Origin of the sequence: Microbispora sp. H10830 (assembly GCF_014161375.1) — a bacterium.
In the GTDB taxonomy this organism is placed as follows: domain Bacteria; phylum Actinomycetota; class Actinomycetes; order Streptosporangiales; family Streptosporangiaceae; genus Microbispora; species Microbispora catharanthi.
In genome coordinates this window covers 708,467-728,067 of record NZ_JABBWX010000001.1, presented here as the reverse complement: position 1 = coordinate 728,067, position 19,601 = coordinate 708,467, and the positions used below count along the sequence as shown (strand labels likewise).

At 71.4% G+C, this 19,601-nt stretch carries 24 protein-coding genes; 13 read left to right on the top strand and 11 right to left on the bottom strand.

Annotated features, from left to right (window positions below):
• The first annotated feature begins 30 nt into the window (after window positions 1-30).
• From HHX35_RS03445 to era, 3 genes are read left to right on the top strand one after another with little or no spacing between them, the layout of a single operon-like run.
• Window positions 31-690 carry a hypothetical protein gene (locus tag HHX35_RS03445; RefSeq protein ID WP_182897516.1) on the top strand — a complete coding sequence of 220 codons (660 nt, stop codon included), beginning with the start codon at window positions 31-33 and terminating at the stop codon, window positions 688-690.
• Window positions 687-1,022 carry a cytidine deaminase gene (locus tag HHX35_RS03440; protein ID WP_182897515.1) on the top strand — a complete coding sequence of 112 codons (336 nt, stop codon included), beginning with the start codon at window positions 687-689 and terminating at the stop codon, window positions 1,020-1,022. The genes HHX35_RS03445 and HHX35_RS03440 overlap by 4 nt, the downstream gene beginning before the upstream one ends.
• Window position 1,023: 1 nt before the next feature.
• Window positions 1,024-1,935 (top strand): GTPase Era, encoded by a 912-nt coding sequence (era, locus tag HHX35_RS03435; protein ID WP_182897514.1) that lies wholly within the window; start codon window positions 1,024-1,026, stop codon window positions 1,933-1,935.
• A gap of 6 nt (window positions 1,936-1,941) precedes the next feature.
• Here the strand turns inward: era and HHX35_RS03430 are convergent, their stop codons facing one another.
• The 7 genes from HHX35_RS03430 to HHX35_RS03400 form a co-directional block, all read right to left on the bottom strand.
• Complete coding sequence (locus tag HHX35_RS03430) at window positions 1,942-2,424, bottom strand: hypothetical protein (RefSeq protein WP_182897513.1); 483 nt, start codon at window positions 2,422-2,424, stop codon at window positions 1,942-1,944.
• Between the two features lie 138 nt (window positions 2,425-2,562).
• A complete protein-coding gene (locus HHX35_RS03425; protein WP_182897512.1) occupies window positions 2,563-3,360 on the bottom strand; it encodes an urease accessory protein UreD in 798 nt (265 codons plus the stop codon).
• Between the two features lie 5 nt (window positions 3,361-3,365).
• Window positions 3,366-4,091, bottom strand: coding sequence for an urease accessory protein UreG (gene ureG, locus HHX35_RS03420; RefSeq protein WP_182897511.1), 726 nt, complete (start codon window positions 4,089-4,091; stop codon window positions 3,366-3,368).
• A gap of 43 nt (window positions 4,092-4,134) precedes the next feature.
• Window positions 4,135-5,004: an urease accessory protein UreF gene (locus tag HHX35_RS03415; RefSeq protein ID WP_182897510.1), complete on the bottom strand. Its 870-nt coding sequence runs from the start codon at window positions 5,002-5,004 to the stop codon at window positions 4,135-4,137.
• A 1-nt stretch (window position 5,005) separates the two neighbouring features.
• Window positions 5,006-6,724 (bottom strand): urease subunit alpha, encoded by a 1,719-nt coding sequence (locus tag HHX35_RS03410; protein ID WP_182897509.1) that lies wholly within the window; start codon window positions 6,722-6,724, stop codon window positions 5,006-5,008.
• Window positions 6,717-7,046 (bottom strand): urease subunit beta, encoded by a 330-nt coding sequence (locus HHX35_RS03405; protein ID WP_182897508.1) that lies wholly within the window; start codon window positions 7,044-7,046, stop codon window positions 6,717-6,719. The genes HHX35_RS03410 and HHX35_RS03405 overlap by 8 nt, the downstream gene beginning before the upstream one ends.
• Window positions 7,043-7,345 (bottom strand): urease subunit gamma, encoded by a 303-nt coding sequence (locus tag HHX35_RS03400; RefSeq protein ID WP_139579487.1) that lies wholly within the window; start codon window positions 7,343-7,345, stop codon window positions 7,043-7,045. Before HHX35_RS03400 ends, HHX35_RS03405 begins: the two co-directional genes overlap by 4 nt.
• Before the next feature lie 182 nt (window positions 7,346-7,527).
• Here HHX35_RS03400 and urtA point away from each other — a divergent pair, with 182 nt between their 5' ends.
• The 5 genes from urtA to urtE are packed head-to-tail and all read left to right on the top strand — an operon-like array spanning window position 7,528 to window position 12,117.
• On the top strand, window positions 7,528-8,754 hold the full coding sequence (gene urtA / locus HHX35_RS03395) for an urea ABC transporter substrate-binding protein (protein ID WP_139579488.1): 1,227 nt from the start codon (window positions 7,528-7,530) through the stop codon (window positions 8,752-8,754).
• Between the two features lie 7 nt (window positions 8,755-8,761).
• Window positions 8,762-9,616: an urea ABC transporter permease subunit UrtB gene (urtB, locus tag HHX35_RS03390; RefSeq protein ID WP_182897507.1), complete on the top strand. Its 855-nt coding sequence runs from the start codon at window positions 8,762-8,764 to the stop codon at window positions 9,614-9,616.
• Entirely contained in the window at window positions 9,613-10,665 is a 1,053-nt protein-coding gene (gene urtC, locus HHX35_RS03385; protein WP_182897506.1) for an urea ABC transporter permease subunit UrtC, read from the top strand. Before urtB ends, urtC begins: the two co-directional genes overlap by 4 nt.
• The gene (gene urtD / locus HHX35_RS03380) at window positions 10,662-11,438 is read left to right on the top strand and encodes an urea ABC transporter ATP-binding protein UrtD (RefSeq protein ID WP_182897505.1); all 777 of its coding nucleotides are present in this window, start codon (window positions 10,662-10,664) and stop codon (window positions 11,436-11,438) included. The genes urtC and urtD overlap by 4 nt, the downstream gene beginning before the upstream one ends.
• Window positions 11,425-12,117 (top strand): urea ABC transporter ATP-binding subunit UrtE, encoded by a 693-nt coding sequence (gene urtE, locus HHX35_RS03375; RefSeq protein ID WP_079312194.1) that lies wholly within the window; start codon window positions 11,425-11,427, stop codon window positions 12,115-12,117. The genes urtD and urtE overlap by 14 nt, the downstream gene beginning before the upstream one ends.
• Before the next feature lie 187 nt (window positions 12,118-12,304).
• On the opposite strand, the gene HHX35_RS03370 is transcribed toward urtE, so the two are convergent.
• From HHX35_RS03370 to HHX35_RS03360, 3 genes are all read right to left on the bottom strand, one after another.
• On the bottom strand, window positions 12,305-13,360 hold the full coding sequence (locus HHX35_RS03370) for an alpha/beta fold hydrolase (protein WP_182897504.1): 1,056 nt from the start codon (window positions 13,358-13,360) through the stop codon (window positions 12,305-12,307).
• A gap of 55 nt (window positions 13,361-13,415) precedes the next feature.
• Window positions 13,416-14,498, bottom strand: coding sequence for a GNAT family N-acetyltransferase (locus HHX35_RS03365; RefSeq protein ID WP_182897503.1), 1,083 nt, complete (start codon window positions 14,496-14,498; stop codon window positions 13,416-13,418).
• Window positions 14,499-14,572: 74 nt separating this feature from the next.
• Window positions 14,573-14,818: a DUF2630 family protein gene (locus HHX35_RS03360; RefSeq protein WP_139579494.1), complete on the bottom strand. Its 246-nt coding sequence runs from the start codon at window positions 14,816-14,818 to the stop codon at window positions 14,573-14,575.
• Between the two features lie 278 nt (window positions 14,819-15,096).
• Between HHX35_RS03360 and leuA the strand changes: the two genes are divergently transcribed.
• From leuA to HHX35_RS03340, 4 genes are all read left to right on the top strand, one after another.
• Window positions 15,097-16,821 carry a 2-isopropylmalate synthase gene (gene leuA, locus HHX35_RS03355; RefSeq protein ID WP_182897502.1) on the top strand — a complete coding sequence of 575 codons (1,725 nt, stop codon included), beginning with the start codon at window positions 15,097-15,099 and terminating at the stop codon, window positions 16,819-16,821.
• A 202-nt stretch (window positions 16,822-17,023) separates the two neighbouring features.
• Window positions 17,024-17,389, top strand: a complete 366-nt coding sequence (locus HHX35_RS03350; protein WP_182897501.1) for a hypothetical protein — start codon at window positions 17,024-17,026, stop codon at window positions 17,387-17,389.
• 177 nt (window positions 17,390-17,566) lie between these two features.
• Window positions 17,567-17,770 (top strand): hypothetical protein, encoded by a 204-nt coding sequence (locus HHX35_RS03345; RefSeq protein ID WP_182897807.1) that lies wholly within the window; start codon window positions 17,567-17,569, stop codon window positions 17,768-17,770.
• Between the two features lie 11 nt (window positions 17,771-17,781).
• Complete coding sequence (locus tag HHX35_RS03340) at window positions 17,782-18,321, top strand: MarR family transcriptional regulator (RefSeq protein ID WP_310738875.1); 540 nt, start codon at window positions 17,782-17,784, stop codon at window positions 18,319-18,321.
• A gap of 110 nt (window positions 18,322-18,431) precedes the next feature.
• Here the strand turns inward: HHX35_RS03340 and HHX35_RS03335 are convergent, their stop codons facing one another.
• Window positions 18,432-19,130 carry a TetR/AcrR family transcriptional regulator gene (locus HHX35_RS03335; protein WP_182897500.1) on the bottom strand — a complete coding sequence of 233 codons (699 nt, stop codon included), beginning with the start codon at window positions 19,128-19,130 and terminating at the stop codon, window positions 18,432-18,434.
• 113 nt (window positions 19,131-19,243) lie between these two features.
• Between HHX35_RS03335 and HHX35_RS03330 the strand changes: the two genes are divergently transcribed.
• The gene (locus HHX35_RS03330) at window positions 19,244-19,591 is read left to right on the top strand and encodes a YrdB family protein (RefSeq protein ID WP_182897499.1); all 348 of its coding nucleotides are present in this window, start codon (window positions 19,244-19,246) and stop codon (window positions 19,589-19,591) included.
• Window positions 19,592-19,601: the final 10 nt, after the last annotated feature.

Genomic DNA, 19,601 nt, shown 5'->3' with positions numbered 1-19,601 from the left:
GGAAACCTCCGGCAAAGCGGGGAGGCGGGTATGCGCATCGTCCACGCGGCCGTCGCGGGCTGCCTGGTCCTGACGACCGGTGCCTGCGGCACGGGCCGGGTCACGTACGCCGCCGTCCGGGCCTCCGGCAAGGCGGCGGACGCGAACCGTCCGCGGACGGTGCTCGGCAGGATGGACGGCCTTCCCGAGGGGTTCTTCAGCCATGCGCGGGCGCCCTGGCGTCCGCCGTTCCGTCCCCGCGCCCGCGCCTGCCGCCTGCTGTTCGACGCGGCTGCGGGCAGGCCCCCGCGTGAGGGGCTCAGCGGCACGACCGCCGCCACCTACCAGGGCGCGCACGCGGGCGAGCTCGCCGGGGTCGGCGTCGCCGTCTACGACGGCGGCGAGGCGGCCGGGCATCTCGCCGCGCTCCGCGACGCCCTCTCCCACTGCGCGACGGCCGACGGCGGCACGCCGTACGACCGCCTGGCGGCCGCGCGGACGCCGCTGCCCGGCGTCGGCGGCCCGGACGCGGCGGGCCGGGCCCTGTCCGGGAGGGTCGGCGGCTACCCCTACCGCATGCACGTGGTCGTCGCCCGCTCCGGCCACACGTTGATCGCGCTCGTGCACGCGGGCCTGACCCCGCCCGACCCGGCCCGCACGGCCGAACTGACACGGCTGCTCGTCCGCGAGGTCGGTACGCTTGACGCGTGACACAGACGCTGGACCCCGAGGACAACAAGATCATTACGCTGGCCAGGTCGGCGCGGGCGCGCGGCGGCACCCCCGAGGGCGCCGCGGTGCGCGACGAGACCGGCCGGACGTACGCCGCGACCACGGTGGCGCTGCCCTCGCTCCGGCTCTCGGCCCTCCAGGCGGCCGTGGCCATGGCCGTGTCCAGCGGGGCGAAGGCCCTCGAGGCGGCGGCGATCGTCACCGAGGCCGACGACCCGGCCGAGCAGGACCTGGCCGTCATCGAGGACATGGGCAACGGCACGCTGTTCCTGGCCGCCCCGGACGGTTCGCTGAAGGGCCGGTACATCTGACGTGGACGCCGAATCGAGCGGTTTCCGTGCGGGCTTCGCCTGCTTCGTCGGCAGGCCCAACGTCGGCAAGTCCACGCTGATGAACGCCCTGGTCGGCACCAAGGTGGCGATCACCTCGTCCAAGCCGCAGACCACGCGGCGGGCCATCCGCGGCATCGTCCACCGGCCGGACGCCCAGCTGGTGATCGTGGACACCCCCGGGTTCCACCGTCCCCGCACGCTCCTGGGGGAGCGGCTGGACAGCCTGGTGCTGTCCACGCTCACCGAGGTCGACGTGATCGGGTTCTGCGTCCCGGCGAACGAGCCGATCGGCAAGGGCGACCGGTTCATCGTCGAGAAGCTCGCCGCCGTCAAGAAGACCCCGGTGGTGGCGGTCGTCACCAAGTGCGACCTGGCCACCCGTGAGCAGGTCGCGCACCAGCTTCTCGCGGTGTCCGCGCTGGCCGAGTTCGCGGAGATCGTCCCGGTGTCCGCGCAGGGCGGCGAGCAGCTCGACGTCCTCGCCGACGTGCTCGTCAAGCGGCTGCCGGAGTCGCCCCCGCTGTACGCCGGCGGGGAGCTGACCGACGAGCCGGAGCAGGTGCTGGTCGCCGAGCTGATCCGGGAGGCGGCGCTGGAAGGCGTGCGCGACGAGCTGCCCCACTCGATCGCGGTGGTCGTGGAGGAGATGCACCCCCGGGAGGGCCGCGACGACCTCCTCGACGTGTACGCCCACATGTTCGTCGAGCGCCCCTCGCAGAAGGCGATCGTGATCGGCCCGGGCGGCACGAGGCTCAAGGACGTGGGCACCCGCGCCCGGCAGCAGATCGAGGCGCTGCTCGGCACCCGCGTCTACCTCGACCTGCGGGTCAAGGTCGCCAAGGAGTGGCAGCGCGATCCCAAGCAACTGCGGCGTCTCGGCTTCTACGACTGACGGCCGTCACCGGCGGCGCAGCAGCGCGGCGGCGGCCAGGACGGCCAGCGCGACCGAGGCCAGCAGGCCGGCGAACCAGCCGAACTGGATCGTCGGGTGCACCCGCAGCAGCCCGGAGATCTGGAAGTCGAGCCGGCCCACGAGGTCGCGCGGGTCGGCGAGGAACATGGCCAGCGCGAAGGCGGCCACCGCGCCGGGCAGGATCGCCAGCCCGGTGAACAGCCAGTTCCGCGTCGCGCCGAGCACGCCGAGCAGCATCGCCGTGATCCCGGCGCCCAGCACGAACCAGCCGGGGCCCGCGTCCACGCCGCGCACGGCGTGCGTGAGCGACGCGTCGAGGATGCCGAACTCGGCGGTGAGGCCCGCCCACGGGAGCAGCGCGGTCACGGCCAGCGCGAACCCCGCGACGAACACGCCGGCGGCCCGCAGGACGCCGGCCACGCTGGTGCCTCGCCGCGGCCTGCCGGGATGCTGCGTGGGTTCCGACACGATCACCAGGCTACGGCCCGAGGCGGCCGGTTTCAGCCCTTGCGTGCCTCGGAGCCGGTCCGGGCCGGTCGGCGAGGCGCCGGGCGCCGGGGCGGCGCCGGGGGTGGCACCAGGGGGTGGCACCGGGGTTGGCAGCGTTCAGCCATCGGGAGCCGAGGTGGCAGGTGGGGTGGTCGGTGGGGAGGCGGCCGCGGCCTCCTCGCCGCGCCGCAGCCGCTCCCTGAGCTGGACCGCGTCCGCGCCGAGCGCGCAGACCTGCACGCCCGGACCGGCCAGCGGCAGCGCCGCCCAGCCGTCCCCCAGGGCGGCCCGCCGCTCGCCTTTGACGTCCGGCACGGCGGGCGGGGCCCAGGCGGGTCCCGCGATCAGGGTCGAGCCCACGCACCGGGCGTCTCCGTAGACGGCCGGGCTGCCGTCCACCGCCTCCTCGCCCACCAGGAGGTCCTGGCGGAGCAGGGGCCGTCCGGCCACCGTCGCGTCGAACCGCGCGCGGCCGCGTCCCGGCCGTTCGCCGTGCCGCCCGAAGACGATCTCCTCCCGCCAGAAGACCGTGGCGTCCTCGGCGAGCGAGAGCCGTACGACGAGGCGGTGGACGCATCCGGCGGCGAGGACGGTCGGCTCGGGGGAGAAGTGCAGGGTGGCGCCCGCGCCGACCCGCGCCCGCACGACCATGACCGAAGGGGTGTCCGCGAGACCCGGCAGCACCAGCGTGGCGCCCACCGAGCGGACCTCCAGCGAAGTGCCGGGGGCGACGTCCACGCCGAGTTCGAGGTGGTCCCCGCGCAGCGGGCCGGCGCCCGTCGAGACGAGGTGGACCCGCCGCGGACCGGTCTGCCGCAGCGTCAGCGGCGGGTCGGACCGCAGCGTCTCCAGCCGGGTCCGGCCTGCGCCCGCGGCCTCCGTCCTGATCAGCGCACGCGCGGTGACGGCCGTCATGCCGGTCAGGACGCCGGAGCCTGCCGGGCGGCGCTCTGGGCGGCGCTCTGGACGGCGTGGTGGTGCGGCTCGCCGTGCTCGCGCCGCCAGGCGTCGACCATGTGCGTCACCCACTCCGCCACGCTGTGCGCGCCTCTGTCCTCTCTGATCGACGTGAACAGCACCGGCTTGCCGTCCCGTACGGCCGCGGCGTCGCGGGACATCACGGTCAGGTCGGCGCCGACCATCGGCGCGAGGTCGGTCTTGTTGACGACGAGCAGGTCGGCCGAGGTCACCCCCGGCCCGCCCTTGCGCGGCACCTTGTCGCCGCCCGACACGTCGAGTACGAAGATCTGCCGGTCGGCCAGGCCCCGGCTGAACGTGGCGGTGAGATTGTCGCCGCCGCTCTCGACGATCACGAGGTCGAGCGGCCCGAACCGCTCCTCCAGCGTTTCGACGGCGTCCAGGTTGGCCGCGATGTCGTCGCGGATGGCGGTGTGCGGGCAGCAGCCGGTCTGCACGGCGAGGATCCGCTCGGGGTCGACGACCCCCGCGCGGCGCAGGAAGTCGGCGTCCTCGGTGGTGTAGATGTCGTTGGTCACGACCCCGAGCCGCAGCGACGGCCCGAGACTGCGGCACAGCGCCGCCACCAGGGCGGTCTTGCCGCTGCCGACCGGCCCGCCGATGCCGAGGCGGAGCGCCCGCCCGTGTGGTTCGGCCGCGTCGTGGAGGTCGTCGTGGTGAGCGCCCATGCGGGTACCTGCTCTTTCTCGTGCGGTGGCGGGTGCGCAGATGTCAGGAGACGAAAAGCTTCATCGGGTTGGTCAGGTGTCCCTCCGCCAGGAGGTCGAGCGCGGGCGCGCTGTGCCCCGGCAGCGCGTGCCATCGTGCCTGCCAGGCCACGTGCCGCCCAGGGGGCCGTCCAGGCTGCTGTCCCGGATGCCGTCCCTGGTGGTGTCCCGCCCCGCACCCGTCCGGCTCGTCGTCCGCCGGGACCGCGTCGTCGAGCGACGCGCAGGCGACGTGGGCCGCGTCCTCGAGTGCGGGGGCGAGATCGGCGAGCAGGCGGTGCACGGTGACCGGGTCGAGGCCGAGGAGCCGCACGGCCGCCGTGGCCGGGCCGGTGACCGAGGTGTAGGCGGCGGCCAGCGCGGCCTGGCGGGGCGCGCAGCCCGCCGAGGCCGCCGCCGCGCCGAGCGCGACGGGGTGGTGCGGGCCCTCCGGCACGGCCCGCGCGAGCGCGTCCAGGACGGCCGAGGGCCACATCCGCCGGGCCGTGCGCAGCAGGAGCCGCCCCTGCGTGCGGGCGGCCTCCCGCTGGGCGGGCGAGGCGGTCCTGGCGTCGGCCTCGGCGTCCAGCCGCCGCCACAGCGGAACGCCGTCCGCGGCGTCATCCGCGGGCGGTGCCCCCGGATCACCGGCGGCGCGAAGTTCTCGATCGGCGCTGCCGCCGCCGTCGACGGCGGCCAGTTCGCACGCGGCGGCGGCGAGGGCGGCGGTGACGAGGCCGGCGGTGGCGAGCCTGCCGCGCAGGAACCGCGCCAGGTCGCCGGCGCCGGTGACCGCGCCCCGCCGTACGGCCTCCTCCACGCCGCCCGAGTGGGCGTGCCCGCCCGCAGGCAGCCGCGAGTCGGCCAGCAGCAGCAGCGCCGCTTCCCCGTTCATCTCAGAAGAGGAAGTAGCGCTGCGCCATCGGCAGCGACTCGGCCGGGGCGGGCTCGATCAGCTCGCCGTCCACGTGTACGGCGAAGGTGTCGGGGTCCACCCGGATGTCCGGCAGGGCGTCGTTGAGGGGCATGGCGTCCTTGCGCCGGGCGCGTACGTCGGCCACGGGGACCAGCCGCCTGCCCACGGCCAGGCGGTCGGCCAGGCCGTCCTCCACCGCGAGCGGCGCGACGAAGTGCAGCGAGGTCGCCACGGCGGTGGCCGGGGCCGCGCCGAACATCGGCCGGGGGAGCACGGGCTGCGGCGTCGGGATCGACGCGTTCGCGTCGCCCATCTGCGCGTACGCGATGACGCCGCCCTTGACGACGAGGTCCGGCTTGACCCCGAAGAAGGCCGGGCTCCACAGGACGAGGTCGGCGAGCTTGCCGGGCTCCACCGAGCCGATCTCCGCGTCCAGGCCGTGGGCGATCGCCGGGTTGATCGTGTACTTGGCGACGTAGCGGCGGGCGCGGAGGTTGTCGGCCGGGCCGTCGCCCGGCAGCGCGCCGCGACGCCCCTTCATCACGTGGGCCGTCTGCCAGGTACGGATGATCGTCTCGCCGACCCGGCCCATGGCCTGTGAGTCCGAGCCGATCATCGAGATCGCGCCCATGTCGTGCAGGACGTCCTCGGCCGCCATCGTCGTCGGCCTGATCCGCGACTCGGCGAACGCCAGATCCTCCGGGATGGCGGGGTTGAGGTGGTGGCACACCATGAGCATGTCCAGGTGCTCGTGGTGGGTGTTGACGGTGTGCGGCCGGGTCGGGTTGGTGGAGGACGGCAGCACGTTGGCGTGGGAGGCCACCGTGATGATGTCCGGAGCGTGGCCGCCTCCCGCGCCCTCGGTGTGGTAGGCGTGGATCGCCCGGCCGCCGATGGCCCGCAGGGTCGACTCCACGAACCCCGCCTCGTTCAGCGTGTCGGTGTGGATGGCGACCTGCACCCCGGTGGCGTCGCACACCCGCAGGCACGCGTCGATGGCGGCCGGGGTGGTGCCCCAGTCCTCGTGCAGCTTGAAGCCCGACGCCCCGGCCCTGAGCTGTTCGAGCAGCCCCTCCTCGCTGACCGTGTTGCCCTTGCCGAGCAGGGCCACGTTGACCGGGTAGGCGTCCAGCGACTCCAGCATCCGGCCGAGATACCAGGTCCCGGTCACGGTGGTGGCCTTCGTGCCCTCGGCGGGACCTGTTCCGCCGCCGACGACCGTGGTGACGCCCGACGCGAGCGCCTCGTCGAGGATCTGCGGGCAGATCAGGTGGACGTGGGAGTCGACGGCGCCCGCCGTGACGATCTTTCCGTTGGCCGCGAGGATCTCGGTGGACGGGCCGATGACGAGGTCCGGGTGGACGCCGTCCATGGTGTCGGGATTGCCGGCCTTTCCGATGGCGGCGATCCGGCCGTCGCGCACGCCGATGTCGGCCTTGACCACGCCCCAGTGGTCGAGGATCACCGCGCCGGTGATGACGAGGTCGGCCGCACCCTCGGCCCTCGTGGTGCGCGCCTGCCCCATCGACTCGCGGATGACCTTGCCGCCGCCGAACACGGCCTCGTCGCCCGCCCCGGCGGGCCCCATCGACAGGTCCTCGGTCACCTCGACGTACAGGTCGGTGTCGGCCAGGCGCACCCGGTCCCCGGCGGTCGGGCCGTACAGCGCGGCGTAGCGGGAGCGTTCGACGCTAGACATCGGTCGTCCTCCCGTCGAGGGGCCCGGCCCACTCGGGACGAAGGCCCGGTACGACCCGGTGGCCGGCGATCGGGACCAGCGTGACGTCACGCTCCACTCCGGGCTCGAACCTGACCGCGGTGCCCGCCGGGATGTCGAGGCGGGTGCCCCACGCCGCCTCGCGGTCGAACTCCAGGCCGGGGTTGGCCGCGGCGAAGTGGTAGTGCGACCCGACCTGCACCGGCCGGTCGGCCGTGTTGACGACTCTCAGGGTGATCCGCTCCCTGCCGGGGTTCAGCGGCACGTCGCCGTCGCCGCACACGATCTCGCCGGGCGCGCTCATGTGATGGGGTTGTGGACGGTGACGAGCTTGGTGCCGTCGGGGAAGGTGGCCTCGATCTGGACGGACTCCAGCATCTCGGGCACGCCCTCCATGACGTCCTCGCGCCGCAGGACCTTGCGGCCGGCGTCCATCAGGTCGGCGACGCTGCGGCCGTCGCGGGCGCCTTCCAGGAGGAAGGACGCGATGAGGGCCGTCGCCTCCGGATGGTTGAGGCGAAGGCCGCGCTCCTTGCGCTCGCGGGCCACGCCCGCGGCGACGTGGATGAGGAGCCGTTCCTGTTCGTGTGGAGTGAGCCGCATGGCGGGACGATAAGTACCCGGCGTTTCCCCCGCGTTACCCGCTGATTTCGTCTGCGTATCCGGACGGCGGTGAGCCTTCGCTAATGAGTTGTTAACCGCCGGGATTTCGGCGGGAAATACCGCGCGCTCACCTTGACGGCAGACGGATCGGCGCGGGGACCGTAGCGGCAAGGGAGAGGCATTTGCGTAACTCATTATGGCGCACCGGAGCGGCGTTCACGCTCGCGGCCGTGACGCTCGCGGCCTGTGCCGGGCAATCGCCCACGAATGACACGGCGGCCTCGTCTGGCGGCTCCGACACCATCAAGGTGGGCATTCTTCACTCGCTCAGCGGCACGATGGCCATCAGCGAGGTCACGGTCAGGGACGCGGAACTGCTCGCGATCGAGGAGATCAACGCGGCGGGCGGCGTGCTGGGCAAGAAGCTGGAGCCCGTCGTGGAGGACGGCGCGTCCGACTGGCCGACCTTCGCGGAGAAGGCCACCAAGCTCATCGCGCAGGACAAGGTCGCCACCGTCTTCGGCGGCTGGACGTCGGCGAGCCGCAAGGCGATGCTCCCCGTCTTCGAAAAGCGCAAGGCCCTGCTGTGGTATCCGGTCCAGTACGAGGGACTGGAAAGCTCGCCGTACATCTTCTACACGGGCGCGACGACCAACCAGCAGATCGTCCCTGGGCTCGACTATCTGAAGGAGAAGGGCAAGAAGAAGCTCTTCCTCGTGGGCAGCGACTACGTCTTCCCGAGAACCGCGAACAAAATCATCAAGGCGTACGCCGCGGCGAACGGGATGGAGGTCCTCGGCGAGGAGTACACCCCGCTCGGGCACACCGAGTACAGCACGCTCGTCAACAAGATCGTCGAGGCGAAGCCGGACGCGGTCTTCAACACCTTGAACGGCGACAGCAACGTCGCGTTCTTCAAGCAGCTCAAGAGCACCGGGATCAGCGCCGACCAGATGCCGGTCATGTCGGTGTCCGTGGCCGAGGAGGAGGTCAGGGGCATCGGGGTCGACAACGTCGCAGGGCACCTGGTGGCCTGGAACTACTACCAGACGACCGACACCCCGGCCAACGAGAAGTTCGTCGCCGCGTTCAAGGCGAAGTACGGCGCGGACAAGGTGACCTCCGACCCGATGGAGGCCGGATACAACGCCGTCTACCTGTGGGCCGAGGCCGTCAAGAAGGCCGGGACCACCGACGTGGAGGCCGTCAAGAAGGCCGCCGGCGGCGTGTCCCTGGACCGCCCCGAGGGCAAGGTCACCATCGACGGCGACAACCAGCACGTCTACAAGACCGCGCGCATCGGGGTCGTCCAGCCGGACGGCCAGATCAAGGAGGTCTGGAACTCCGGCGAACCGATCAAGCCGGATCCCTACCTCAAGACGTACTCCTGGGCCGGCGGCCTGGTCTGACGCCGACATGGAGGGAGTGCTCAACCAACTGCCGATCGGGCTGTCGATCGGAGCGGTCCTGCTGCTGATCGCGCTCGGCCTGACGTTCACGTTCGGGCAGATGGGCGTGGTCAACATGGCCCACGGCGAGTTCATCATGGCGGGGGCCTACACGGCCTACCTGCTCCAGGGCGTGGGCTTCCTGATCGCCCTCCCGGCCGCGTTCGTGGTCGCCGGGCTCATGGGCCTGGTCCTGGAGCGCACGCTGATCCGGCGTTTCTACGGCCGCCCGCTCGACACACTGCTGCTCACCTGGGGCGTCAGCCTGATGCTCCAGCAACTGGCCCGGGACCTGTTCGGGGCGCCCAACGTGCAGGTCTCCTCGCCCGCCTGGCTGCGCGGCGGCATCGGGATCCTGCCGTACAACCGGCTGTTCATCACGGCGCTCGCCGCGGCGTCCGTGCTCGCGATCTGGGCGTACATGAACAGGACCGGGCAGGGGCGGCGCATGCGGGCGGTGATGCAGAACAGGAGACTCGCGGCGACGAGCGGCATCGACACCGGGCGGGTCGACCAGCGGACGTTCTTCATCGGCTCGGGGCTCGCCGGGGTCGCGGGGGTCGCCCTCACGCTGATCGGACCGGTCGGCCCGACGCTCGGGACGTACTACATCGTGGACGCGTTCCTCGTGGTCGTCGCGGGCGGCCTGGGCCAGCTTCGGGGCGCGGTGCTGGCCGCGGCCGGCCTCGGCCTGCTGAACTCCTACGCCGAGTTCTGGAGCGACGCCAGCCTCGCCAAGGTGGTGGTCTTCGTGGCGATCGTCGGCTTCCTGCAGCTCCGGCCGCAGGGGCTGTTCTTCGTCCGGTCGCGGGCGCTGACATGACGGCGCCGGAGCAGTCCGTACGCCGATGGCAGGGCCCGGCGGTGTTCTCGGCCGTGGCGGTGCTCGCCCTGGTGGCGGCGCCGCTGCTGCTGGAGCCGTTCCGCCTGGGCCTGCTGGCCAAGTATCTCTGCTACGCGATCGTGGCCCTGGGCATCGGCCTCGCCTGGGGACAGGGCGGCATGCTCACGCTCGGGCAGGGGGTGTTCTTCGGCCTCGGCGGCTACGCGATGGGCATGTATCTCAAGCTCAACGACGCCGCCGGGGACCTGCCCGACTTCATGGTCTGGAGCGGGGTGGAGAAGCTGCCGGCGCTGTGGAAGCCGTTCGGCAACCCGGTCTTCGCGCTGGCCATGGTCGTCGTTCTGCCTGCCGCGGTCGCGCTGCTGCTCGGCGCGCTGGTGTTCCGCCAGCGCGTACGCGGGGCGTACTTCGCGATCCTCACCCAGGCGCTGGCGGCGGCGCTGGTGATCCTGCTGGTCGGGCAGCAGGGGCTGACCGGCGGCACGAACGGCCTGACCAACTTCTTCGACTTCTTCGGCCACGACGTGGCGGCCGACGAGACCCAGCGCGGCCTCTACCTGCTCGTCGCGGTCGTGCTCGGGGCGCTCTACCTGGGCGCCAGGCAACTCGTCCGCAGCCGGTTCGGACGGCTGCTGCTGGCGGTCAGGGACGGCGAGGACCGCGTGCGCTTCCTCGGCTACAACCCGGCCACCGTGAAGACGCTGACCTTCGCCGTCTCGGCGGGCATGGCCGGCATCGCGGGGGCGCTGTTCGTGCCCGTGGTCGGCATCATCTCGCCGGCCCTGCTCGGTGTCGTCCCCTCGCTCGAACTCGTCGTCGCGGTGGCGGTCGGCGGCCGGTTCGCGCTGGCCGGCGCGGTGCTCGGCGCGGTCGTCATGGGATACGCGCGGACGTACTTCAGCGAGGAGCTTCCGGACGCCTGGCTCTACCTGCAGGGCGCCCTGTTCGTGCTCGTCATGACGCTGGCGCCCAAGGGCATCGCGGGCCTGGCCGCCAATCTCGTACGGAGAAGGGAGGTGCGGGCGTGACCGAGGCGCTACCGGAGACCGCGTTACTGGAAATCAGGGGTCTGGAGGTCGCCTTCGGCGGCTTCCGCGCGCTCGACGGCGTGGACCTGACCGTCGGCCGGGGTGAGCTGCGCTTTCTTATCGGGCCGAACGGCGCGGGGAAGACCACCCTCATCGACGTGATCACGGGCCTGACCAGGCCCACCGGAGGCTCGGTGCGGTTCGAGGGGCACGACCTCGTGGGCCGCAGGGAGCACGAGATCGTCCGGCTCGGCGTGGGCCGCACCTTCCAGACCTCGGTGGTCTTCGAGGAGCTCACCGTGCTGGAGAACCTCGACCTGGCCGCGTCGTTCCGCCGCCCGCTGTGGTCGCTGCTGCGGCGCAGGCGCGGGGTGTCGGAGGAGGTCACGGCGGCGCTGGCGACGACCGGCCTGGCCGGGCTGGCGGGCAGCAGAGCCGGGGTGCTGTCCCACGGGCAGCGGCAGTGGCTGGAGATCGGCATGCTGATCGTCCAGCGGCCCCGGCTGCTGCTGCTCGACGAGCCGGTCGCCGGCATGTCGTCCGGCGAGCGCGAGCGCACCGGCGAACTGCTCACCGAGGTCGCCCGCGACCACACCGTGGTCGTGGTCGAGCACGACATGGACTTCCTACGCCGCTACGCCTCCCAGGTCACCGTGCTGCACGAGGGCAGGGTGCTGACGGAGGGCTCGGTCGAGCAGGTGCGGGCCGACCCGCGCGTACAGGAGATCTACTTGGGACGGGCGCGGGAGGGTGCCGAGGATGCTGTCCGTTGAGGGACTGGAGTCGGGGTACGGCCGGGCCCGGGTGCTCTTCGGCGTCTCGCTGGAGGTGCCGGCCGGTCGCCTCGTCTGCGTGATGGGCCGCAACGGGGTCGGCAAGACGACCCTGCTCGACACCGTCATGGGTGTGCTCCCGGCGACCGGCGGGAGGGTGACGTTCGAGGGCAGGGACGTCACCCGGCTGCGCCCGGACCAGCGCGTACGACTCGGCATGGGCTACGTGCCGCAGGGTCACGACACGTTCCCCCAGCTCAGCGTGATGGACAACCTCCTGGTCACGCTGGAGGCGTCCGCGCACCGGGACCGGGCGGCGCTGGAGGAGGCCCTGGAGGTCTTCCCCCGGCTCAAGCCGCTGCTCAAACGGCCGGCGGGCTTCCTGTCCGGCGGTCAGCAGCAGCAGCTCGCGATGGCCCGGGCCCTGGTCACCCGGCCGAAGCTGCTGATCCTGGACGAGCCGACCGAGGGCATCCAGCCGTCGATCATCCTGGAGATCGAGGAGGCCGTCGAACGCCTGCACGCGACCGGTCTCGCGATCCTGCTGGTGGAGCAGTACCTGGACCTCGCGCTGCGACTGGCAGACGGGTTCGTGATCCTCGACGCCGGGCGGGTCGTCAGGTCCGGCCCCGCACGAGAGCTCCAGGACGAGGAGGTCCACCGGCTTTTGTCCGTCTGACCTCGGCGCCTACCCTGGAAGGGAGGAAGCGATCGCACGTGTGAACGCCTTCGGCCGCGCCGGAGGCTCCGCACCGCAGGAGCGGTGGGGGCCGTCCGGACCCGGCACTGCGCACGGCCCGACCGCTTCCTCCGTCGTCTCCGGCGACGCCGCCGTGAGACGGGGAATCAACGGCCTCGAGCAGGGGTCAACCAGCGCACCCGGCCTCGATCCGGACTCGCCGGACGTGGCCGAGTATCACCGTGACGATGAGCTCCGGGCGGTCCCGGTGGATGTGGTGCCCCGCATGCTCCGCGACGACGTGTACGGCGTTCGAGGACAGCCGCACCAGGTCGGCCTGAAGTGGAGACCAGACGGAGGAGAAGCGGCGCTGTTCTTCGATCGCCTTCATATCGGTGCCCGGCGGTTCGTCCGGGTTGGAAGAGACGACAGTGAGCGGAATCGCCCCCAGGCTTGGCGCCCGGCGGCGGACCTGCACGGGGTTGACGGTGATCGCGGCCGCCGCCTCACGCAGTTCCATACGGCGTTGCCGATCGCTGAGGTCGAAGGCGATCCTGGCGGAGAGGAGCCTGGACGGCAGGCGCCGGGCCTCGGCCTCGCGGCGGGCGCGATCGCTCCATCCGGCCTCGAAAGCCAGGCGCCGAAGTCCCAGCGGCGTCAGGCGCGAGCGCAGCATTTCCAGAGCGATCATTGTTCTCGTCCGGTGCAGCAGGCGGATCTGCTCGGGATGACTGGAATCGACAAGGACGACCGCGGCGACAGCGTCAGGCGTTTCGGCGGCGAACAGCCGGACGATGTTCCCCCCGGCTGAGTGCCCCACCAGAACGTACGGGGGAGCGATCCCCGCCTTGTCCAGCGCGCGCCGCAGGTCACGGGCGGCTCCCAACGCCGTTGCCGCCCACGGAGACCACGGAGACGGGTCGCTCCACCCGAGTCCGGCGCGGTCGTACAGGACGACCGACGACTCCGCCGCCAGTTCGGGTAACAGCGCTGCCCAGTTCAAACCCGGCTCACCCAGTCCGGGCACGATTACGACGGTCGGCGAGCCTGTGCCCGCGGTCCACAGATGGATCCTGCGGCCGCCGACGTCGGCCATCCGGCCGGGCGGAGGGAACCGGCGGCGATCACGCCGGGCCCCGTAGGTCTGGTAGACGGCGCTCATGGCGGCCCCGGCGATCGCTCCCGAAACGAGCCCGGCCAGCGCCTTGACGATGATCCCCCTGCTGCGGATCGAGCGCTTCATCACGCTATTCGTACGTGAATCCGGTCACCAGATCAATGACGAGCGAAAAGGGCAGTCAGATGTCGAGCTGCCACTGGTGCCAGGTGTCGAAGACCTCGAAGCCCATCGCCTCGTTGATCGCCAGCATGTGCGGGTTCGCGACGGAGTTCCACGTGATCACACGCTCGGCGAACGGCTCGCACGCACGGAACCAGGTGATGTTGGCGAGCTTGAGCACCAGGCCGAGCCGCCGGCCGCGGTGCGGCGCGAGGACGGTGGTCGAGCTCTGACGGGCCCATCCCTCCGGCCGCTCGGCGTCCACCACGAGCTGGGTGAACCCCGCCGGCTCTCCGCTGGCCGTGTGCCGGGCGATCATCGTGTACGTCCGCTGGCCCGCCCGCGCGAGCATCTCCTCCCGGGCGCGCACGCGGTCGGCGGTCCACCGCTGGTCCTCCATCGCGAGGTCGCCCAGCGGCTCGTCGTTCATGCCCTCCGCCAGGCAGGCCATGTCGCCGAGCAGGTCGTCGGGAGTCGGCCCGGCCCACCGTTCGAGCGAGTAGCCCGTGGCGTGCCGTACGGCACGGGCGCGGAGGAGTTCGAGGCCGGACCAGTCGGCCGTACGCAGGTCGAGCACCAGCCGGGTCTCGGTGGAGGCGGGGGAGAATCCGCGGGCCTTGGCGAACGCCGCGCCAGGACCGTCCGCCGCGGCCTCGGCGATCAGGACGCGCCTGCCCTCGTCGCGCGCCCGGCCGATCGCGTGGTCGAGCAGCGCGACGCCGATTCCCTCGCGCCTGCGGCCCGGATGCGTCATGAGCCGGAGCAGGGCGAGATGAGTGTTGTCGTCCTGAGGGAAATGGAGGACGTGGCCGCCGACGACCTGGTCACCGCCGACCTGGCTGTCAGTGATCTGGCTGCCGATGATCTGGCTGCCGTTGGTTCGGCTGCCGTCGCACGCCACCCACGCCTCGGCCCGCTCGCCGCCGGACCCGCTCCGGACGCTCGCCGTGAAGTGCCGCCACGACATCGTCGGACCCGGATGGTCGCACGCGCGCGCGATGCCGTACAGACCGGCCAGAGGGGAGTGCCCCGCCGGGCCGTCCGGGTCGTCTTCCCCCTGCTCGGCGTCGTTCTCGATGGGGGCGACGCGCTTCATCTGCATGCCTACAAGAATTCCGCACCCCTTGTCAGGGGCGCGACTGATTTTCACATCGTGGAACGACGGTGGGTGAGGGGCTATTGCATGTAGTTCTCGACCTCGTTGACCGGGCGGGGGGAGGCGAAGTCGGGGTCCTCGCCCACGTCGCGCCGGGCGCGGCGCTGGCGCAGCAGGTCCCAGCAGCGGTCGAGCTGCTCCTCCAGCGAGGCGATCCTGTTGTGCTCCTCGTCCGAGGTCAGCTCACCCGCGACCAGTCGTTCGCGCAGGGAGTGCTCCTCGTCGACCAGGTCGCTGATCCGCTTCAGGATCTCGTCGTCCTTCATGTGGCCTCCTTCGTCACGAGTCACCCTAACCTGGTGCTCCGTCTCGGAATGTGATCGGGTGTCTCGTCCGGCTGAGGGCGTCTGCTAGTCTGCTTGGCATGCTGCGCGGACTCCTTCTTATCCGCCGCGGCGAGGGCCTGTAAGAGGCCGGCTCCCTCGCCGCGGTGCGAGAGGCATGCGCGTCGGCCGCCCTGGTTTCATCCAACGGCGCCCCCTTCCTAACGAATCGACGGCAACGTCGTGCCCGGGGCTCGCCGTGCGCCCGACGAGGAGCAACCATGAATGAGCAGCAGCCCAGCCCCATGCCTTTCCACCGCTACACGCCGTTCGAGCCGGTACGGCTGGCCGACCGCACCTGGCCCGACAAGGTCATCACGGAGGCGCCGCGCTGGTGCGCGGTGGACCTGCGTGACGGCAACCAGGCGCTGATCGACCCGATGGACTCCGACCGCAAGCTGAAGATGTTCGACCTGCTGGGCAGGATGGGCTACAAGGAGATCGAGGTCGGCTTCCCGGCCGCGTCGCAGACCGACTACGACTTCGTCCGCCAGATCATCGAAGAGGGGCGCATCCCCTCCGACGTGGTCATCCAGGTGCTGACGCAGGCCCGGCCCGAGCTGATCGAGCGGACCTTCGAGGCGCTGCGCGGCGCCCGCCAGGCGATCGTCCACCTGTACAACTCCACCTCCACCCTCCAGCGCCGGGTCGTCTTCGGCCAGGACAGGGACGGCATCACCGCGATCGCCGTCGAGGGCGCCAAGCTGTGCAAGAAGCTGGCGGCCGAGATGGAGGGCACGGAGATCTACTTCCAGTACTCGCCCGAGTCCTTCACCGGCACCGAGCTGGAGTACGCCGTCGAGGTCTGCAACGCCGTCAACGACGTGTGGCAGCCCACCCCCGACCGCAAGGTGATCGTCAACCTGCCGGCGACGGTCGAGATGGCCACCCCCAACGTGTACGCCGACCAGATCGAGTGGATGCACCGCAACCTGGCGTACCGGGACTCGGTCGTGCTGTCCCTGCACCCGCACAACGACCGCGGCACCGCCGTCGCCGCCGCCGAGCTGGGCTACATGGCCGGCGCCGACCGCATCGAGGGCTGCCTGTTCGGCAACGGCGAGCGGACCGGCAACGTCTGCCTGGTCACGCTGGGGATGAACCTGTTCTCGCAGGGCGTCGACCCGGAGATCGACTTCTCGGACATGGACGAGATCCGGCGCGTGGTCGAGCACTGCAACCAGCTGCCCGTGCACCCCCGCCACCCGTGGGGCGGCGAGCTGGTCTACACGGCCTTCTCCGGTTCCCACCAGGACGCCATCAAGAAGGGCCTCGAGCACCTGGAGCGCGACGCGGTCGCCGCCGGCGTGCCGGTCGACCAGTTCACCTGGGCCGTGCCGTACCTGCCGATCGACCCCAAGGACATCGGCCGCACGTACGAGGCCGTGATCCGCGTCAACAGCCAGTCGGGCAAGGGCGGCGTCGCCTACATCATGAAGGCCGACCACCAGCTCGACCTGCCGCGGCGCCTGCAGATCGAGTTCTCGCGCGTCATCCAGGCCCGTACGGACGCCGAGGGCGGCGAGGTCACGGCCGCCGAGATGTGGGAGCGGTTCGCCGACGAGTACCTGCCGAACCCGGCGAGCCCCTGGGGCCGCCTGGGCCTGCTGGCCCACCGGCACACCTCCACCGTGGACGACAAGGACGCGATCAACGCCGACGTGCGGGTCGACGGCCAGATCAGGGAGATCGAGGGCGTCGGCAACGGCCCCATCTCGGCCTTCTGTGACGCGCTGGAGAACATCGGGGTGCCGGTGCGGGTCCTCGACTACACCGAGCACGCGATGAGCGCGGGCGCCGACGCCAAGGCCGCGTCGTACGTGGAGTGCGAGGTCGGCGGGCCGAACGGCACGCAGGTCCTGTGGGGCGTCGGCATCGACGCGAACACGACGAGCGCCTCGCTCAAGGCCATCATCTCCGCCGTCAACCGCGCCACCCGCGCCTGACAGCCCTCTGAATCTCGCAGTGATGCGGCAGGACCTGCGGTCTCACTGCCCGTGACCTTGCACAAAAGCGCAAGCGCATGACCTGACCAGCCCAAAAGGCTGTCGGAAACACGCGAAAGGCGGCAACCGGGAGATCCCCGACTGCCGCCTTTCGCATGTCTCATGATCGGTACGGCGTCGGTGCCGTGCTGTCGGCGGCGAGGTGGCGACAGCCGTCCTGATCGGCCGCGATCGTCGTGCCGACAGCGTCGAATCGATCCCCACGGTCGCGCCACTCCTGTGTGGTCCGCTTGGCGCGGGTAAGGCGCCGGTGCCGACGTTCGACAGAGGACAGCCCTTCGGGGTGCTTCCCATTCGCCGGCACTTGCCTTTGGTTGATCTCGCGTACCACGATCTGTTCATGATTGCCCTGATCACGTTGATCCTGCTGCTGGGGGGATTCATCTGCCTGGCCCTGGCGGTCTTCAAGGAAGACGACCGACTCAGGCTGGTGGCCGCCGGCCTCGCGTGCTGGCTCCTTGCTGAACTGGTCCAACGCGTCTACGAGCTTCTAATACTCCAGCCGTAGATTCGTTGACGGCGTCGCCGCCAGTGAGACCAGGGCGCAGGCCGTACGGTCTCGCTCTCCCCGAATTGTCTGAACTGTGCTCTCCACGGAGCCCGAGGCGGCGGGGGCGCGGCGCTTGGCGGCCTGATATCTTTCACGAGTAAAACACTTGCGAAAGAACGGGGGATCATGAGGCCGGTGGAGACCGTGCGGGTCCGCGGCACGCTCGTCGACGACCTGGTGGAGCTGCGCCGGGCCGCCGACGCGGCGGCCGGCGAGTGGTGGCAGCGCGCGCTGCCGGAGGAGCAGGTCGCCCGGGCCGAGCACGAGGGGCACCGCCTGCTGGCGAGGCTGGCCGCACCGGCTCGGGATAGAGTCGGCTGCGAACGGACCCAGGGCTGAGGAATCGGGGCGTGGAGGACATCGCCGAGGAGGCGCCCGAGAGCGTCGCAGAGGACGTCGTCGCGCAGGTGATACACCAGTGGCGGCGTGTCCACCCCGAGCTGGACACCGCGCCGATCGCCGTCATCGGCCGCCTCACCCGGTGCGTGTCGCTGCTCCAGCAGGCCGGTGACGCGCCCCTCCGGGAGTACGGGCTCACCCGGCCGGAGTTCGACGTCCTCGCCGCCCTGCGGCGGCTCGACCGGGAGATCACCCCGGGCCGGATCGCCAAGGAGACCTTCGCCTCGGGGGCGGCCGTCACCAAGCGGCTGCGGGCCCTGGAGGAGCGCGGGCTGGTGAGCCGCCGCCCCGACGACCGCGACCGGCGGGTCTCCCACCTCGCGCTCACCGAGGAGGGCCGCGCGCTCACCGACCGGCTCCTGCCGCGGCAGCTGCGTTACGAGAGCGATCTTCTGGCGGCGATGGGCGCCGACCGGCGGCGGGAGCTGGGAGACCTGCTCGGCGAGCTGCTCCTCCTGCTGGAAGGACGCCTCGGCGCCCGCCGGCCCTGACCGCGATCCGGCCCGCCGAGTCGTGTCGCCTGCTCGGGCAGGCCGAGCGGTGTCGCCTGCTCGGGCAGGCCGAGCGGTGTCGCCTGCTCGGGCAGGCCGAGCCGTGTCGCCTACTCGGGCAGGCCGAGAAGCCGGCCCAGGCAGGTCATGTTGTGCTCGAACAGCTCGGTTCTGTGGGCGATCGTGTTGTTGAACTGGCCGAAGAGCTCGAAGCTGACCATCCCGAACAGGCCCGTCCAGACGACGATCGCCCGCGTGACCACGTCGTCCGGCACGTCCGGCATCAGCGACCGTACGATCTCCGCGTCCTCCGCCAGGATCGCGGGTGGCGGCGGGCAGATCGGGGGAGGGGCGAGCCTGCCCGCGCGGTGGGCCTCGGCGACGATCCGCCCGTACACGGCCGTGTCCCGCACCGCCGGTGCGACGGTGTCCTGCGGAGCGGCGTAGCCCGGCACGGGTGAGCCGTACAGCAGGGCGTACTCGTGCGGATGGGCCAGGGCCCACTCGCGGACGGCCCGGCAGACGGCGAGCCATCGTCCGGTGAAGTCGTCGCGCGCGCAGGCGGCGTCGGCGCGTTCGACGGCCTCTCCGAGGGCGTTGTATCCGTCTATGATCAGCGCGGTCAGCAGGTCGTCGCGGCTGGGGAAGTAGCGGTAGATCGCCGAGGAGACCATCCCCATCTCGCGGGCCACCGCCCGCAGGGACAGGCCCGTGGCTCCCTCCGTCGCCAGATGTCGCCGGGCGATGTCCGTGATTTCCCTGATCAGCTCCGCTCTCACCCGCTCGCGCGCGGTCCTGCTCGCATTCATGTGGCAAGGTTAACAGAGCACCTGAGCGATTAGAGAGCGGTGCTCTTGACGAAATCCGCTCCAATGGGAGAGCATTGCTCTCGAAACGGAGCAATGAAAGTCAAGGAGTGCCGATGCTTACCGTGGCCAAGGGAACGATCTCCGCAGTGGTGTTCTTCCTGGAGCTGGGCGTGCTGGTCTCGCTGGCCTACTGGGGGTTCACCCGGGAGGCCAACATCCTGGTGAAGATCCTTCTGGGACTCGGTGGGCCGGCCGTGTTCGCCACGCTCTGGGGGTTGTTCATGGCGGGCGGCAAGGCGCCGCACCAGCTGCACGGGATCGCCCGGGCCGCCTTCGAGGTCGTGTGGTTCGGCGCGGGGGCGGCCGCACTGGTGGCCTCCGGGCTCGTCACCGCGGGTGTGGTGTTCGCGGTCGTGTACGTCGTGGACGGCGTGCTGCGGCTGCTGACGGATCAGGTCTGAAGGAGAAGTG

What these genes read in the sequence shown, in the direction of transcription:
- HHX35_RS03410 (WP_182897509.1), bottom strand. Translation starts at nt 6,724, where the DNA reads ATGTCTAGCGTCGAACGCTCCCGCTACGCCGCGCTGTACGGCCCGACC.
- urtC (WP_182897506.1), top strand. Translation starts at nt 9,613, where the DNA reads ATGACGGCGCCGGAGCAGTCCGTACGCCGATGGCAGGGCCCGGCGGTG.
- HHX35_RS03445 (WP_182897516.1), top strand. Translation starts at nt 31, where the DNA reads ATGCGCATCGTCCACGCGGCCGTCGCGGGCTGCCTGGTCCTGACGACC.
- urtB (WP_182897507.1), top strand. Translation starts at nt 8,762, where the DNA reads ATGGAGGGAGTGCTCAACCAACTGCCGATCGGGCTGTCGATCGGAGCG.
- urtE (WP_079312194.1), top strand. Translation starts at nt 11,425, where the DNA reads ATGCTGTCCGTTGAGGGACTGGAGTCGGGGTACGGCCGGGCCCGGGTG.
- HHX35_RS03405 (WP_182897508.1), bottom strand. Translation starts at nt 7,046, where the DNA reads ATGAGCGCGCCCGGCGAGATCGTGTGCGGCGACGGCGACGTGCCGCTG.
- ureG (WP_182897511.1), bottom strand. Translation starts at nt 4,091, where the DNA reads ATGGGCGCTCACCACGACGACCTCCACGACGCGGCCGAACCACACGGG.
- HHX35_RS03330 (WP_182897499.1), top strand. Translation starts at nt 19,244, where the DNA reads ATGCTTACCGTGGCCAAGGGAACGATCTCCGCAGTGGTGTTCTTCCTG.
- HHX35_RS03335 (WP_182897500.1), bottom strand. Translation starts at nt 19,130, where the DNA reads ATGAATGCGAGCAGGACCGCGCGCGAGCGGGTGAGAGCGGAGCTGATC.
- HHX35_RS03425 (WP_182897512.1), bottom strand. Translation starts at nt 3,360, where the DNA reads ATGACGGCCGTCACCGCGCGTGCGCTGATCAGGACGGAGGCCGCGGGC.
- HHX35_RS03415 (WP_182897510.1), bottom strand. Translation starts at nt 5,004, where the DNA reads ATGAACGGGGAAGCGGCGCTGCTGCTGCTGGCCGACTCGCGGCTGCCT.
- HHX35_RS03370 (WP_182897504.1), bottom strand. Translation starts at nt 13,360, where the DNA reads ATGAAGCGCTCGATCCGCAGCAGGGGGATCATCGTCAAGGCGCTGGCC.
- leuA (WP_182897502.1), top strand. Translation starts at nt 15,097, where the DNA reads ATGAATGAGCAGCAGCCCAGCCCCATGCCTTTCCACCGCTACACGCCG.
- HHX35_RS03360 (WP_139579494.1), bottom strand. Translation starts at nt 14,818, where the DNA reads ATGAAGGACGACGAGATCCTGAAGCGGATCAGCGACCTGGTCGACGAG.
- HHX35_RS03400 (WP_139579487.1), bottom strand. Translation starts at nt 7,345, where the DNA reads ATGCGGCTCACTCCACACGAACAGGAACGGCTCCTCATCCACGTCGCC.
- HHX35_RS03365 (WP_182897503.1), bottom strand. Translation starts at nt 14,498, where the DNA reads ATGCAGATGAAGCGCGTCGCCCCCATCGAGAACGACGCCGAGCAGGGG.